The 14,059-nt window shown below is 45.8% G+C and carries 24 protein-coding genes and 1 tRNA gene; 6 read left to right on the top strand and 19 right to left on the bottom strand.

Annotated features, from left to right (window positions below; translation table 11 throughout):
• Positions 1–165: 165 nt before the first annotated feature.
• From Q0G26_RS02960 to Q0G26_RS02885, 16 genes are all read right to left on the bottom strand, one after another.
• The gene (locus tag Q0G26_RS02960) at positions 166–714 is read right to left on the bottom strand and encodes a DUF3310 domain-containing protein (RefSeq protein ID WP_293828466.1); all 549 of its coding nucleotides are present in this window, start codon (positions 712–714) and stop codon (positions 166–168) included.
• Positions 715–898: 184 nt separating this feature from the next.
• A complete protein-coding gene (locus Q0G26_RS02955; RefSeq protein ID WP_293828464.1) occupies positions 899–1,090 on the bottom strand; it encodes a hypothetical protein in 192 nt (63 codons plus the stop codon).
• A gap of 10 nt (positions 1,091–1,100) precedes the next feature.
• Positions 1,101–1,256, bottom strand: coding sequence for a hypothetical protein (locus tag Q0G26_RS02950; protein WP_293828462.1), 156 nt, complete (start codon positions 1,254–1,256; stop codon positions 1,101–1,103).
• A 5-nt stretch (positions 1,257–1,261) separates the two neighbouring features.
• Entirely contained in the window at positions 1,262–1,660 is a 399-nt protein-coding gene (locus Q0G26_RS02945; protein ID WP_293828460.1) for a hypothetical protein, read from the bottom strand.
• A gap of 12 nt (positions 1,661–1,672) precedes the next feature.
• The gene (locus Q0G26_RS02940) at positions 1,673–2,521 is read right to left on the bottom strand and encodes an ATP-binding protein (RefSeq protein WP_293828458.1); all 849 of its coding nucleotides are present in this window, start codon (positions 2,519–2,521) and stop codon (positions 1,673–1,675) included.
• 12 nt (positions 2,522–2,533) lie between these two features.
• Entirely contained in the window at positions 2,534–3,277 is a 744-nt protein-coding gene (locus tag Q0G26_RS02935) for a phage replisome organizer N-terminal domain-containing protein (protein ID WP_293828456.1), read from the bottom strand.
• Positions 3,278–3,281: 4 nt separating this feature from the next.
• Positions 3,282–3,824: a hypothetical protein gene (locus Q0G26_RS02930; protein ID WP_293828454.1), complete on the bottom strand. Its 543-nt coding sequence runs from the start codon at positions 3,822–3,824 to the stop codon at positions 3,282–3,284.
• Positions 3,808–3,978, bottom strand: coding sequence for a hypothetical protein (locus tag Q0G26_RS02925; RefSeq protein ID WP_293828452.1), 171 nt, complete (start codon positions 3,976–3,978; stop codon positions 3,808–3,810). The genes Q0G26_RS02930 and Q0G26_RS02925 overlap by 17 nt, the downstream gene beginning before the upstream one ends.
• A 13-nt stretch (positions 3,979–3,991) precedes the next feature.
• Entirely contained in the window at positions 3,992–4,273 is a 282-nt protein-coding gene (locus Q0G26_RS02920) for a hypothetical protein (RefSeq protein WP_293828450.1), read from the bottom strand.
• Positions 4,270–4,926 (bottom strand): hypothetical protein, encoded by a 657-nt coding sequence (locus Q0G26_RS02915; RefSeq protein ID WP_293828448.1) that lies wholly within the window; start codon positions 4,924–4,926, stop codon positions 4,270–4,272. Before Q0G26_RS02915 ends, Q0G26_RS02920 begins: the two co-directional genes overlap by 4 nt.
• Before the next feature lie 11 nt (positions 4,927–4,937).
• Positions 4,938–5,429: a siphovirus Gp157 family protein gene (locus tag Q0G26_RS02910; protein WP_293828446.1), complete on the bottom strand. Its 492-nt coding sequence runs from the start codon at positions 5,427–5,429 to the stop codon at positions 4,938–4,940.
• Between the two features lies 1 nt (position 5,430).
• Positions 5,431–5,592 (bottom strand): hypothetical protein, encoded by a 162-nt coding sequence (locus Q0G26_RS02905; protein ID WP_021719641.1) that lies wholly within the window; start codon positions 5,590–5,592, stop codon positions 5,431–5,433.
• Positions 5,589–5,852, bottom strand: coding sequence for a hypothetical protein (locus Q0G26_RS02900; RefSeq protein WP_293828444.1), 264 nt, complete (start codon positions 5,850–5,852; stop codon positions 5,589–5,591). The genes Q0G26_RS02905 and Q0G26_RS02900 overlap by 4 nt, the downstream gene beginning before the upstream one ends.
• Before the next feature lie 5 nt (positions 5,853–5,857).
• Entirely contained in the window at positions 5,858–6,082 is a 225-nt protein-coding gene (locus Q0G26_RS02895) for a hypothetical protein (protein ID WP_293828442.1), read from the bottom strand.
• A gap of 386 nt (positions 6,083–6,468) precedes the next feature.
• Positions 6,469–7,236: a phage antirepressor gene (locus Q0G26_RS02890; RefSeq protein WP_293828440.1), complete on the bottom strand. Its 768-nt coding sequence runs from the start codon at positions 7,234–7,236 to the stop codon at positions 6,469–6,471.
• A 35-nt stretch (positions 7,237–7,271) separates the two neighbouring features.
• Positions 7,272–7,463 carry a helix-turn-helix transcriptional regulator gene (locus Q0G26_RS02885; RefSeq protein ID WP_021719647.1) on the bottom strand — a complete coding sequence of 64 codons (192 nt, stop codon included), beginning with the start codon at positions 7,461–7,463 and terminating at the stop codon, positions 7,272–7,274.
• 153 nt (positions 7,464–7,616) lie between these two features.
• Here Q0G26_RS02885 and Q0G26_RS02880 point away from each other — a divergent pair, with 153 nt between their 5' ends.
• The 3 genes from Q0G26_RS02880 to Q0G26_RS02870 all read left to right on the top strand — a co-directional run bounded on the left by Q0G26_RS02880 (position 7,617) and on the right by Q0G26_RS02870 (position 9,098).
• Positions 7,617–8,051, top strand: a complete 435-nt coding sequence (locus Q0G26_RS02880; protein ID WP_293828437.1) for a helix-turn-helix domain-containing protein — start codon at positions 7,617–7,619, stop codon at positions 8,049–8,051.
• A gap of 4 nt (positions 8,052–8,055) precedes the next feature.
• Positions 8,056–8,475 (top strand): ImmA/IrrE family metallo-endopeptidase, encoded by a 420-nt coding sequence (locus Q0G26_RS02875; protein ID WP_293828435.1) that lies wholly within the window; start codon positions 8,056–8,058, stop codon positions 8,473–8,475.
• A gap of 131 nt (positions 8,476–8,606) precedes the next feature.
• Complete coding sequence (locus Q0G26_RS02870) at positions 8,607–9,098, top strand: hypothetical protein (RefSeq protein WP_293828433.1); 492 nt, start codon at positions 8,607–8,609, stop codon at positions 9,096–9,098.
• Here Q0G26_RS02870 and Q0G26_RS02865 read toward each other — a convergent pair.
• Positions 9,095–9,862 (bottom strand): DUF1829 domain-containing protein, encoded by a 768-nt coding sequence (locus Q0G26_RS02865; RefSeq protein WP_293828431.1) that lies wholly within the window; start codon positions 9,860–9,862, stop codon positions 9,095–9,097. The genes Q0G26_RS02870 and Q0G26_RS02865 overlap by 4 nt on opposite strands.
• Positions 9,863–10,126: 264 nt before the next feature.
• Here Q0G26_RS02865 and Q0G26_RS02860 point away from each other — a divergent pair, with 264 nt between their 5' ends.
• Positions 10,127–11,347 carry a tyrosine-type recombinase/integrase gene (locus Q0G26_RS02860; RefSeq protein WP_293828429.1) on the top strand — a complete coding sequence of 407 codons (1,221 nt, stop codon included), beginning with the start codon at positions 10,127–10,129 and terminating at the stop codon, positions 11,345–11,347.
• A 196-nt stretch (positions 11,348–11,543) separates the two neighbouring features.
• Here Q0G26_RS02860 and Q0G26_RS02855 read toward each other — a convergent pair.
• Positions 11,544–11,620: transfer RNA gene (locus tag Q0G26_RS02855), tRNA-Pro, on the bottom strand.
• A gap of 81 nt (positions 11,621–11,701) precedes the next feature.
• Entirely contained in the window at positions 11,702–12,037 is a 336-nt protein-coding gene (locus Q0G26_RS02850) for a hypothetical protein (protein ID WP_293828426.1), read from the bottom strand.
• A gap of 165 nt (positions 12,038–12,202) precedes the next feature.
• On the opposite strand from Q0G26_RS02850, the gene mscL reads away from it, so the two are divergent.
• Entirely contained in the window at positions 12,203–12,631 is a 429-nt protein-coding gene (gene mscL, locus Q0G26_RS02845; RefSeq protein WP_366517727.1) for a large conductance mechanosensitive channel protein MscL, read from the top strand.
• Positions 12,632–12,795: 164 nt separating this feature from the next.
• A complete protein-coding gene (gene tyrS / locus Q0G26_RS02840) occupies positions 12,796–14,019 on the top strand; it encodes a tyrosine--tRNA ligase (protein ID WP_210684214.1) in 1,224 nt (407 codons plus the stop codon).
• Positions 14,020–14,059: the final 40 nt, after the last annotated feature.

The raw sequence follows: 14,059 nt of genomic DNA, 5'->3' as shown, positions 1-14,059 counted from the left end.
TTGTGTTGCATAAAATATCACTACATATGCGGAATTTTTTTCTTGCTCACCTCTTGACTTTTTATAGTTAGTCTTTCAGCACCAGCCGCAGCGCCAGTACAATGACCAGCGCCAGGCAGATGGTTCCTGCCGCATTGCAGATTAACTCAGTAAACGGTATATCCATTATTCTTTATCCTTTCTTTCATCATCCCGAAGGAGATAGCATCCACAATGTGGGCAAAAAGTATAGTATCTTAATGTTGATTCCTTGCAGCAATCGCAATACACTTTGCCATTCTCTTTGTTCCAGACTGCCTGAGCTACTCTAACTCCATTGCCTGGAGTAACCTTGATTCCTAACAAATCCTCAACTTCGTCTTCCTCAATCTTTGAGCGGATTGCAGCGATGGCCTTGTGCAGATAATCAACATCTCCACTATCACACCACATATTCAGATTTAAACGCACTGCTGTAATAAAGGACTGGTTTTCCTCATCTTGGTTTTTATCCTCAACAACTTCATTTTCTTTAACCAGTTTGTCGATATACCAGCGGGCTTTTTTCAGGTCCTCAACGCCATTCTTCTGGCCCCAGCGCCACAGATACTTGATGGCATTAGCGGTACAAACAGCATCAATGCCTTGCAGGTTAATCGTGGCAGCTGCCAGCGCGTCGATGCACTCAACACTGCCTTGGGTGTAGTGCTTGGGATGGTTCACATTGTCAGTCATTATTTATGCCCCCTTATCCATTTCTCATGTCTTGCGGCAGTTCCGGCTGTCGCTAAATTTTTCAAGTTGGCCTGCCGCTTCGCTTCCAGCAATTTGTATTGCTCGGTTTTCCATTCGCTAAATGCGTTGCAGATAGCATGGCAGCCTATTTTTCTTACTTCGCATCCTCTGCAGGGTGATTTGCCTACCATCTTTTCTTGCTCACCTCTTCCTTTACCAGTCTGCCGGCTTTATGCGCCCGCCTTGCAATCTTTGCTCTGTCATCGCAGCTGAAGGCAAGGCATGCAGGGCAGATGGTGATAATGTCAGCAGGGCTGAAGTAGTAGCGGTTACAGCTGCCGTTCTCCTGTCCGCACACTTGGCATTTACGTTTCATCTGCTCACCTCTAAAACAATTCCTGCTGATTCTCAATTTCTTCCGGCACTTTGTATGTAAGATGATACATATCAGCCATACCACCCTTCATCCGGCGCTTGTAGTGAACACCGTGCGGGGCCATACGGCGTTTCAATTTTTTCTCTAATTCTTCATTCCACTCCATGATATCTACCTCAATCTGTTATAGCCACATTTCGTTGGCGTGTTCAAGCACCTATCTTCACAAGTTTCACGCTCATAGCAATCTAAACAGCACATCCCATGCCTGCTTTTATAACAACAATTAGCAGGAAAAGGACACTTCAACGCCAGCAGTGCTTTATTTTTTGCTCTAATCGCTTCGCCCTCCGCCCTTTTAGCTTCTGCTGCCCTGCGGCGCTCCTTCAAGATGCAACCACAACTCTTTTTACCACCACGCAAACTGTCACTATAAGCTTCGCAGGTGTTACCACAGTCACATTGGCACAACCATAGAGGGGTTTTCCTTAGTGCTGTCTTTCGGGGCAGTTCTTTGATAACTACAAGCCGCCCAAAACGCTGCCCTGTTAAATCTACTTTTGCACTCATTTTTCTGCCTCCCTACAGCCCCAGAAGCTCATTCATGCTTCTGAAATCAGCTGCTACCTTCTGGCGGCGACGGCTCTTGCCGGTTACTTCTACCGGATGGCACATCTCCAGCACTCTGTCATAGATACGGCTGTTGCCGATGCTGTCGGGCTTTTTGATTTCGTCAATGCTCAGGTTGGTCGTGATGATCATCGGCAGCTTAGCCCGGTAACGTGCATCAATCACGTTGAACACCTGCTCCTGCGCGTATTCGCTACGGCGTTCCGCACCCAAATCATCCAGAACCAGCAGGTCGAACTGATTGAAGCTGTCAATATAGGTTTGCTTTTCCTCAATGCTCCACAATGTATTCAGCACCCGCGCAAAATTGGTCATCAGGCAGGTTCTGCCGGAGTCTATCAGGGCATTGACGATGCAGGCTGCAGCAAAAGTCTTACCGGTTCCCACACCACCATACAGCAGCAGGCCTTTGCCCTGCTCCCGGAAGTGCGTAAAGTTGCCAACATAGTTTTTAGCAGCTCTCATTATGCGCGGGTCCGCACCGTCATCAGCTGCAAAGTTCCAATGCTGCATATCGCTTTCAAGGAAGCTGGCACGGCGATGCTGCCTGATGCGCGCCTGCTGCTTTTCAGCTTTGCGCTGCTGTTCTTCTTCCGCCAATTTTTCGGATCTGCACCGGCAGAGGCACGGCACTACCTTGACCATGCCCAGGAAGCTGCCGCGGAACTCTTTCGGCGTATGGCACTTACCACAGTAAAGCAGGCCATCTTTTTCGTAATCACCCAGCGCTGGTTCTTCTGCTGCAATTATTTTTTCCACCTTCGCAATAGATTCCATTAAAACCTCCGTTATGTTTTCCATGTGCTCACCTTCCTAAAAGTATTTGTCCAAATCAGTCATATCTTCGCCGCCTGCAGCCTTTGCAGCAGGCTTGTCGCGCCTTGCCCAATTACGGATAGTAGCAAGGTGGTTTTTATAGCTCTTGCCGCTGGAAGCCATATATTCAGACAAGCGCTGTATACGCTGGTCCCAATCAGAAGGGAACTCAGCCTTCAGTTTATCCAGATCATCATCTGACAGCAGCACGTTTTGATATTCGCCGTGTTTATGGCGGGGAGATTTTTTAGATATACTCTTATTCTTATCTTTATCTATATCTATATCTCCTTCTATATCTAGGCGTGGAACGTCCATGGACGTCCGCGGACATTCCATGGAATTTTGAGGTAAAAGCTTTTCAGCTTCCCTTTTTCTCCGCTTGCGTTCCCTGTCTTTTTCTCTTATCGTTGCCAGCCTGTCTGTGCTCTGGTACTTCTCCCAGCTTGACAGGAAAATCGTGTTGTTGATGATTTCTATCATGCCAAACTGTTCAAAGGTCTTCAGCGCAAGCCTTACAGTCGAAATAGGCTTGTTAAACTGCGTAGCCAGCATTTCGTCCGTATATGGGATTTCCTTTGTCAGATAGATAAAGCCGCCATCGTTGACATTACCGGCAAGGCAGAGCAGCTGTACCCACATCAGCAGAAGGCTGTCGCCCTCCGGCATGCTGCCAATCTGTTTAATCTTGCGGTTGTCGAACATATCAACAGCAATCTTTATCCATTTCACGTCCGCCACTTTATCAGCCCCCTTTCCATGCCGCTTTCAGGCGGTCAAGTTCCAAAGGTGTCATAGTTTCAACGCCCAACCCCTTTGCTTCCTCAACCACAGCTTCAACCAGCCTGGACATTTCGGCGGTATCGTATGAGCTGCTGCCATAGTAGGCAATCACAGTCATATAGCCGCCGCGTTCACTTATCGGTTCCGCTACCCAGCCAAGGCCGTTAGCCTCCCAGCTACGGATAAACCGCGCTGCACCCGCACTGATCAGCTCCACTGTTTCAAAGCTGCCAACCTCACGAATATTTTTGCGATATACCGTTTCCTTGGTAGTACCAATCTTTTCGCCTATCTTCTGGCACAGCTGCCACATGTAGTTATTGGCGTTCAGGCTACGCTTACGCTTCTGGCGGTCAATGGATATCGTATATGGCTTCTTATCGCTCTGCATCGCGTTCAGGACTTCAAAAACATCCTGCCTATACAAACTATCAAGCACCACTGTAAACTCTATTGTAGAGCCCGTACAGGCCACGTCAGCTATATGTTTAATCTGTGCTTTCATCTTCGTTGCTCTTTTCAAGTAAAATTCTGCCGCAGCCCTTGCAGATTTTGCCCGGCTTGCCGTCGTTGCTGTGCATGCAGTAAGAGCAGCGGTAAGCGTAGCTCAAAGCTCCGTGGTAATAGGTTCTGATTTTAGAGTAATTTTTACTGTCCAAATCTTCACCCCCCTTACAAATAGTTCTTGCCGACTTCCGCCATCCACAAAACATAACCGCTTTTGGTGCCATACCGGTCCATATAGCACGATTGTGCGAACCGCTTGTACCTCAGGTCTACGTCATGGCGCTGGTGGGGGCTCCGATGATGCTCAGGGCACAGCCAGATAGTAAGGCCTAAGCGGTCTGCTATCTTGCGCCCCGCCGTACCATGGATTACATGGTGGCGTTCCAAGTTCAACGTAGTACCGCAGCAGAAGCATTCTTTTCTGTCCTGCAATATACTTTTTCTCATGCGTCCGCCCGCTTTCTGAGGCTGTTCATGCATTGCGCCCATTGTGCTGCCGTTATATCCTGCAAGTTATTGAGGTGCAGGCTTTGCGCGATGCCTGCCACATCAACGCCCTTCTGCTTTGCCATCGTCTGCAGCTGCGCCAGCTGATAGCTGCTCACTTTGTCGGTATGCTTCGCTGCAGCCTTCACCTGGTAGGGAGCCTGTGGCTCGGTTCTGTGGCTTCCCCCATACTTGCTGTCCCACAAACCACGATACACATCAGCCGCAACGCCGATGCACTTCATAGCGTTGCCCAGCGCGTCAGTAAGGCACATTTTATAGGCTTCGTCATTGGGAACAAGTCCGTTTTTGTTTTTCTCAACGATGAAGTCACCGCCGCAGCCGTAGACCGGTTCGCTCCAGCCCTCTCCATCGTGATACATAAGCGCAACAGTCAGGAACAATAAAACCTGTCCGTCGCTGCACTGGAATGTCTTCTCATCGGTGATGCTGAACTTCCAACCAATACCGCACGGTCCGAAGATTGAAGTCATGGCTTCAATCTTCCACTGCGGGTTAATGTCACTTTTACCTTTTAAGTTGCCGCCCTGGATAGGCTTGATAGCTGCATCCGGCGGAGTGGCAAGCTGACTGTAGATTTTCATGTTATCCATAATAGACCGCCTTATTTAATCTGCAGGTTCTGGCGCGCTACCAGCTCGCAGCCGGGCACGCTTTCGCCCGCTTTTATAGCTTTTTTGACCGCAACTTTGTCCAGCTCCGGATCTTTGAATTTCAGGAATTCTTCCGGAACATCGCCGATGCACTTTGCGTCAAACTCTACCGCTTCGCTTTTGCGGAAGCTCATGGCCACCTTCGCAGTCTCAAACTTTTTGCCGTTCAGATAACGGCCCAGAAAACCTTTAAGGCTTTCCGCGGCTGCCTTCTTAGCCTTTTCACGTTCTGCAAAAGCGTTCTTCTGCGCTTTCAAAGCTTCTGCCTCCGCTAACAGGTTTTTATACCAGCAGCCCAGGTTCTCGATCTTCTTGTCGCGCTCCATTTCCAGAGCTGCGATTGCTTCAAGGTCAATGATTTCACCGCTTTCGGTATCTACAACACGGCTTTCGTCCAATTTGACGCAGGCCGCCAGCCTTTCGTCTATATCAAACAGTTTCATGCTATGCCTCCTTTAAACTTACGTTGTTTACGATGTTCTGCAGCTCCCGGGTGGTAAGTCCGGCGAACTGGTCCATGTTAAACATTTCTTTGGTAATGCCTTTTGCAAGCAGCTGATTTTGGAAGTAGTCCATTGTCAGGCCGTCATAATCTCTTTCGTTCATCTCTGCACCTCGATTGGGATCAAGACCACATCCCCCACCTGAAGGTCACCCTTCAAGTTGCTGATCTTCTTTGTATAAAAGATGACCTCGCGAATATCTCTGCGGTCTCCTTCGCGCTGCATGGTGTCACCCACCAGGTGCCAAAGGGTATCCCCTTCGCAGGCCGTAGCCTTGACAACATATTTCTCCGTCGGACGCGTTGCGTCCCATGCAGCCCAAACGCAGCAGGCTGCGAGCATTGCGATTAAGATTTTTTTCATGCTAATCACTCTCCTGAACACACTTCGTGCAAATAATCGTCAATTGCAAATGCCGGAACAAGGCGGCGGCTGTTACGGACTACATACTTCAGACGGCCCGCGTCCATCTCTTCTCTGACGAATGCTGCGGAACAGCAAAGCAGGAAGGCAGCTTCGCCAGTTGGGTAAAGCATTCTGCGCGGAATCTCTCTGCGCTCTTTCGGAGCAGCTTTTTTAATTGTTCTTGCCATGATTAAATCCTCTTTTCTTGATAGCCTCCGTGTTATTTAGTAGATTTTATACCAGACATCATCGTTGAAACTCCCCAGTCTCGTTATGCTGCTCTGGTCTACGCTAAGTTTCTTGATGGTCTTCAAGGACTTGCTGTTGATTGCTTCAAGGATTGGTGCAAGAAAAACGTATTTCCTACGCTTTTGGTCTTGCTGAATATGCAGAAGCAGTAAAGTAAAGGCTGCCATATCAGGGCACTTCTGAAAGTTGCAATGATATGGGCGCTTCATCAGCCAGCAGTCACATATCTTAGCCAGCTTCTTACCACATTTATTGCAGAAGTTTCCTTTTATGACGACTTTCCCACAATGCGGGCAGGTCGTCATATTTTTATCTTCCATCACCATCACGCCCCGCAAAACTTGTTGATAAAGTACTGCTGGCCTTTGCCGGTAACCTTAGTGGTTTTGCTGACGCTGACGTGGCCGTCACTGTGGGAAATAGCCGTTTCCTTAATCTTGAACAAGCCCATTTCCATGGCTCTCTGCGTGGGGCTGTTGTAGTCCGCGCCCTGACGCTTAATCAGATAGCCTTGCTCACGCATCCAGTTGAACAAGCGCTTCTGGCCAATCGGATGGCCGTTCTGCTTCAGAATCTTGGCCAAATCACCAATCAGAATCGTGCTGTCGCTCGCGCTCACCGCATCTGCAAAAAGCACCTTCGGCTTCGCCGCTGCCACATCGCTTTCCAGCTCCTTAATACGCTGGTCACGCTGCTGGATAGTGCTTTGAGCTACCAGCACAGCCTTCGCCATAATCTCTGCATCCGTCATGTTCTCGCTGCCTGCGATGTAACCGCCGGTTTTTCTGATTGCCGGAATGACTTCGCTCGTCACCCAGCGCTTGAACTCCTTAGCCTTGGGCATCTTGCTGGAGAGGATGAGGGAGTAAAGACCGCTTTCGTTGATGATGGTCAAACCACGATTACTTTCAAAAGTACCGTTTTGGTAGTTTTGCCTGTCATCTTCATCTACATGGCGGTTGACATCTCGACTACCGTTTTGATAACCGAGAATGTCAGCCACGTCCTTGCCAACGAACCACGGTTCTCCATTCTGTTGAATGGTGCGAATCTGTCCGAAGTCAGGACTGTCGAAAATCTGTAAGTTGTTCATGTTGCACCTCTTTTTCTATTCTACTTTCAGTAGAGTTATTGGGCAAAAAAAATATCATCATAAGATACGCCAAGAAATTCCGAGATAATTTTCGCTTGCTTAATAGTTACCTCATCAGGATTTTCCTCTAATTTGCGATAAGTTTGGACATGAACTCCCAGCTTTTCAGCCATTTCGTCCTGTGTCTTTTCTCTCACAAGGCGTATCTGCTTCAAAGATAAGCCCATTTTGAACACCTCCTTTGTTTGATTTACAAGTCTATTATAATCTACTTTTAGTAGAGTGTCAACTACTAAAAGTAGATTATTTTCGTTCTTATGTTGTTTTTTTTCTACTTTTAGTATATGATAGTGATATAAAAATAAGAAGGGAGCAACATCATGGGAATCAGTGAAAATATTAAGTTGTTGCGCGAACAATATGGATTATCGCAAAAAGAATTAGGTCAAATTGCAGGTGTTAGTGATAAAGCTGTATCAACATGGGAACAAGGCATAAAAGAGCCACGCATGGGAGCTATTCAAAAAATAGCTGACCATTTTGGCATACAAAAAAGTAATATTATTGAAGATAATGGTTTGCAGTGCCAATCCGTCCCCCTCACCCCGCGCGATGAACGCCAAATCGCCGCCGACCTCGAAAAAATGCTTGCCGACCTCGACAGCAAAAACGCAATGGCAGCCATGGGCGGTACCGTTGAAGATGACGAAGACAGAGAACTCCTGAAAGCAAGCCTGCAAGCTACTATGCGACTGGCAAAGAAAATCGCCAAAGAAAAATACACTCCTAAAAAATATCGCCACGAAGAGGAATAAAATCATGGATATCAAGGCTGCTGTCAAGCAGCTAACACATAAGCACAAAACAAATAACCCCTATGAGCTGGCGCAGCTGCTGAACATCATCGTCCTTTACGCAGAGCTGGGCAAAACATGGGGCTACTACACTACATATAAGCGTTCCAAGTTTATCATCATTAACCAGAACATATCCGAAGAATTGCAATCATACACCTGTGCCCATGAGCTTGGCCACAGTGTTTTACATAAAGGCGTATCGACGCCATTCCTCAAAGCACACACCCTTTTCAGCGTGGAACGTATAGAACGGCAGGCCAACACCTTCGCCGTGGAGCTGCTCCTGCCGGATGAGCTGCTGCAGCAGTATCCGGAAACTTCCATCCACCGCCTTGCTGACATGGTAGGCGTGCCGATGGGATTGGAAGTGCTGAAGAAGTAAAAAGGAACTTGGTAAAAACAGCCATTTTTGCCAAAGACGTTAGGTGTCTTTTGGAAAATGTGCCATTTTTACCAAAGACGTTAGGCATAAAAAATACCGCCCTTTTAAGGCGGTATCAGGAGGTTAATCATATGAATTTGACAACTAGCGAAATCCAAGATTTTTTAGATGAACCCAAAGAGTTTTTAGACGAGCGTCTTGCTATGCCAATCAATAATGAGATGGCGTCTTTTCGCGCCAGAGGTATAAACACCCAGTCTGATTATCTGATAGACATAAACCGGAAGCGCTGCATTATTACAAGAATAACTTTTCAGAACCGTGTAGAAACATCAGTTGTTTTACTTCGTCTCGATATAGATACGAAACCTCATCGTAATCCTGACGGAGAAATTGTCGGTGGAACGCATTTACATATATATCAAGAAAACTATGAAACAGCATGGGCTTATGAGCTGGAAGACACAAGGATACAAGAATTCCTGCCGGACTTCAATCCCGAACCCATCTTACAAGCAATACAGCAAGATATTAACGGCACTAACAAAGTACCCATGTTTGACGAATTCAGCAATATGTGTAGATTTATAGAGCACCCTGCTATCTACTCTAATATGTTTTAACCCAAGTTTTCCAGATAATCATTCCTATCAGACCACTTAATTGGACATGCAGCATAGTTGTCAATGCTTTCCAATAAGGTTTCACTGAAATTCTTATTATCATTGATAATAATTATAAATTTAGATGTATCTGTAGAAAAGTTTCTTGCGGCGCTGACATCTTGCCAAGCAAACAACAGGCGTTCTGTATTAGAGCGGTTCGGAACATTAAGTAAACGTATCAGTCTTTCCGGATTCTTTTTGTTCCGCTGCAGCAAGAAATCAAAAGAATGATTCAATCCGGATTTCCCTACGATGTTTATATCTTTAGAGTAGAATATATCATTCTCATCAAAGAACTTACAAACATCATCATAAAAAAGACTTTTTACAGTGCGATTAGCAAGGTAAAACATATCGTTTACATCTAACATTCCCTGCATCAAGATATGCTGAGCAACAGGCAACTTTGACTTATCACATTTAATAAAAAGTGCCTTCTCGCGCTCATCATACTGTATGCCTAAACGGCAAAGAATCTGATTAAATATCATTTTTCGACGATTAGTTGTTAAATCAACACCCGAAAGTATAAGTTCAGTCACTGTATATCCTAAATCAGTAACAATATACGTAGAATCCGTTTCTTTTTTAAAATAAATCTGCGTATAATCGTTGTTTCTGTCTAAGAAAGGGGTAGTTACTTCTATCAAACCATTTTCAAGCTTGGTCTGCGTCATATTCTCTTTTAGCCAAGCTAAATAGTTATCAACATGGTTTTCCATAACAGCACCCCCTTTCCTTATTACACAGCACTATGCTTAAGCATATTTTATACTTTATCTTTGAAAAGGGCAACAAAAAAATGGATGCATAAGCAAAAAAGCGCCCGGTGTTACCAGCACCGAGCGCAGTGCGGAGCGTGTTACCAGCACGCAGCCGCTTTGTAATCCCTCAATTCATGGCAAGAACAGAAGCTGATTACCTTTTTATTATATCAGAATTTAATCAGCTCTGCATAAGTAAAATTAGTAAAGGAGCTGATTTTTATGGCTATCATTACAAAAAAAGGCAGGCCAAAGCCCTACAGCTACAGCATCTGCACCGATGAAATACTGCCTAACGGCAAGCACAAATACATTTATGGTCCATACTTTGCCACAAAAAAAGAAGCTAAGGAAGCTGAGGCCATAGCAATATCCCAATTATCACAGGGCACTTATATTGAACCGTCAAAAGTCACTGTCAACGAACTGCTTGATGCTTTCATTGCATCTAAATCAGATCTTAGTCCCGGTTCCCTCTACCCCATGCGCAGTTTTGCTAAAAGGATTGGACGGCAGCCTTTAGGAAGTATCCAGCTTAATAAGGTTACACTTATACATGTAGAAAAATATAGAGCCTTCCTTTTAAGCGAATCCGGTCTTTCTGCCCAAACAATCAGAGAGGACCTGAGCTTTTTAAAATCTGCCTTCGAATGGGCTGTATCGGCAGATTTGATTTACAGAAACCCGGCACGCAAAATCAAACTGCCACCAAAGCAGCCTCCCAAGGGAATGCATGTACCTATTGAAATACTGCTGCAGATTCTGCGCATTATCAAAACCTTCGACTACAGTAACCTTTATATGCCATTCCTACTTGGCGGAATGTGCGGCATGCGTATCAGTGAAACCTTGGCAGTTCGTGCTAATGTCCTTGATTTCAGGGAAGTATCCGTAACCAATAACCTTCTGCGCCACAATGGCGTAATGCAGTTTTCCAAGACCAAAACGCGTACCAGTATAAGGGAAATCCCCATGCTTAACTTTGTACGTCACGAAATAAACGAATACCAAAGCTACATTGCCCAAGCCGAGAAAGAAGCCATAACCAGGCACAACCTGTTATTAAGCACTCCCGGATGTATTGCGGTAGATGATGCTCCCTGGCGCAACAACCTAGGTTTGCTAATAGTCTTTCCGGATAATGGTCGCCCAATGTGCCGCGATCATGTTGAACGGCGTTGGCGCAGATTGAAAAAACAGTGTCCGGAATGGTTGAAGCTGCTTGAAAAATATCCTCTGCTGGCCAAGATGCGGCACCATGATTTCCGGCACAGCTTTGGCAGCAATCTTAGGGACCGCGGCGTAGACATTGTTGATATCTGTGAAATTCTTGGTCACAGTGATGTTTCTTTCACAGCAAGAACCTACGCGCTGCCTTTAGAAAATACTCATCAAAAAGCTATGGATAAATACGAAAACGCCATCAAAGGACTCCTGCCATAAAAAATAAAGCCTGCTATTTCATTAAGTTGAAAAGCAGGCTTTTTCTAATGCATTCTAAAGTGTTCTAAATAGGCAGTTGGAGCAAATATTGGACAAATATTGGACAAAACAGTATTTTTCTCATTTTCCTTTCGTCCTTTAATGCTTCAGTAAACAAAAAGAACCGCATTCTCATGCGGTTCCTAAGTTTTAAATTTGGTCGGGGCGGCGAGATTCGAACTCACGGCCTCTTGTACCCGAAACAAGCGCGCTACCAAACTGCGCCACGCCCCGACATTTGTTGTTGCTGTTCATCAGCAACGAATGTAATTATAAAGCATCTTTAAGCTTTTGTCAACACTTTTTTGAAAAATTTTATCCTTGAGTAACAACGCGGATGCTGGTAACCTCAAAAGCCTCAGCAATAGCCGGTAAAATCTCTCTTTCAATGTTGGTACGGTGCAGTTCGCTTTCAGCAACAAGCATAATACGGGTATCAGCATAGTTGATGTTGTGCACCTTGCTTACCAGGCGCTTGAAGGTTTCCTCACCGATAATTTCCTTCAGCTTTTGCAGACGTGAAAAAACCTCCGGTTTTTCCTTCTGCATACGTTCTTCCAAGGGAGAGAACGGTACAGTCACAACTCTGGCATCACGGGCCAGGACATAATTCTCCTCACCTTCGCCAGGTACTACTAAATCGTCACGCATATTTCTTCCTCCATCTCTATATCCAATTAAATGAACCTGCATAACGCAGAATTTATTCCCTTTTATTATATGTCACCAGCACTTTTTCGTCAAGCAGCAGGAAATTTAGCATTAAACGAGAATACTATAAAAAATACATTTGACGAGGGGTGTTCATATATGTCTATGAAAGAAGATTTTAAAAAATTTGCTATGCGCGGTAATGTTATGGATATGGCCGTCGGCGTTATTATCGGCGGTGCTTTCGGCAAAATCGTCAGCTCGCTGGTAAATGATGTCGTTATGCCTCCATTAGGCATGGCACTTGGCAAGATGGATTTTTCCAATCTATTTATCAGCCTCAACGGCAAGGAATATGCTACACTGGAGGCAGCAAAAAAGGCCGGCGCGCCTGTGCTTGCCTATGGCAGCTTTATTAATTCCATACTGGATTTTCTGATTCTCGCTTTTGTCATCTTTATAATGATTCGCCAGATCAACAAGCTCACTCCGGAACCGGCGCCTGCACCGGAGCCGCGTCTGTGCCCCTACTGCAAATCCGAAATTGCCGATGACGCAACCCGTTGCCCGCATTGCACATCTCATTTGGAATAACAGTTTACACTTTCGGCTGATATCCAGGATTTTCGCCTGGATATCAGTTTTTTTGCTTTAAAAAAGCTTTTTTGTTTGCTAAAAACATGCTTCTATTGTATAATGAAGATTATGTATATCGCCTAGGCTGTTTTTCACAGCTTAAAATTTAAGGAGGTTATCTGATGTCTGTTTTTGACGTACTTATGGAACGTGGCTTTATTAAGCAAATGTCCCATGAAGACGAGATTAAAGAATTATTAGAGAAGGAAAAAATCACCTTTTATATCGGTTTTGACCCCACCGCGGACAGCCTGCATGTAGGCCACTTCATCGCCCTGATGATGATGAGCCATATGCAACGCGCAGGCCATCGTCCTATCGTACTTTTGGGCGGCGGCACCGGCATGGTAGGCGACCCGAGCGGCAAGGACGAGATGCGCAAAATGCTCACTCCGGAATTCATCGCTCACAACATCGCCTGCTTCAAAAAGCAAATGAGCCGTTTCATTGATTTCGGTGAAGACAAAGCTATTATTGTCAACAATGCCGACTGGCTGTTAGACCTGAACTATGTTCAGCTGCTGCGTGAGGTTGGCGTACACTTTACCGTTAACCGTATGCTGGCTGCGGAATGCTTCAAGAAACGTTGGGAAAAAGGCCTGACCTTCTTTGAATTCAACTATATGATTATGCAGGGCTACGACTTCTGGAAACTGCACCATGACCATAACTGCATTATGGAGCTGGGTGGCGACGACCAATGGTCCAACATGCTTGCCGGCGTAGAATTAATCCGCCGCAAGGATCAAAAACCTGCTTACTGCATGACCTGCAAGCTCTTGACCACAAGCGATGGCCGCAAGATGGGCAAAACCGAAAAGGGTGCTCTGTGGCTTGACCCGGAAAAAACTTCTCCGTATGATTTCTATCAATACTGGCGTAATGTTGCCGACAGCGACGTAGAAAACTGCCTGTCCCTGCTGACATTCCTGCCGATGGATGAAGTTCGCCGTCTGAGCGCACTGAAGGATGCAGCTATTAACGAAGCTAAAAAAGTACTGGCCTATGAGGTTACCAAACTTGTTCATGGCGAAGAAGCAGCACGTCAGGCGCAGGAAGCTACCGAAGCACTCTTCGGCGGCAATGCCAAAGACATGAGCAATGTACCAGCAATTGAAATTACCCCGGAAGATATGACTGCCAAGATTATTGACGTACTGACTGCCGCTAAGGTTTTCAGCAGCAAGCGCGAAGCTCGTCAGTTAATCGCCCAAGGCGGCCTGACTGTAGCAGACACTGTTCTGCAAGATGCGGAAGCATGCCTGAGCGCAGACATGTTTGATGCAGACAAGAGCCTGTTAATCCGTAAGGGTAAAAAGAAATATTTCCGTCTGCTGGTAAAATAAGCCTTTAAAAGCCATCTATGCTCCTGACGGACTAGGTGGC

Origin of the sequence: uncultured Phascolarctobacterium sp., assembly GCF_934190775.1 — a bacterium.
Lineage (GTDB): Bacteria > Bacillota > Negativicutes > Acidaminococcales > Acidaminococcaceae > Phascolarctobacterium_A.
This window is presented reverse-complemented; position numbering and strand designations above follow the sequence as displayed.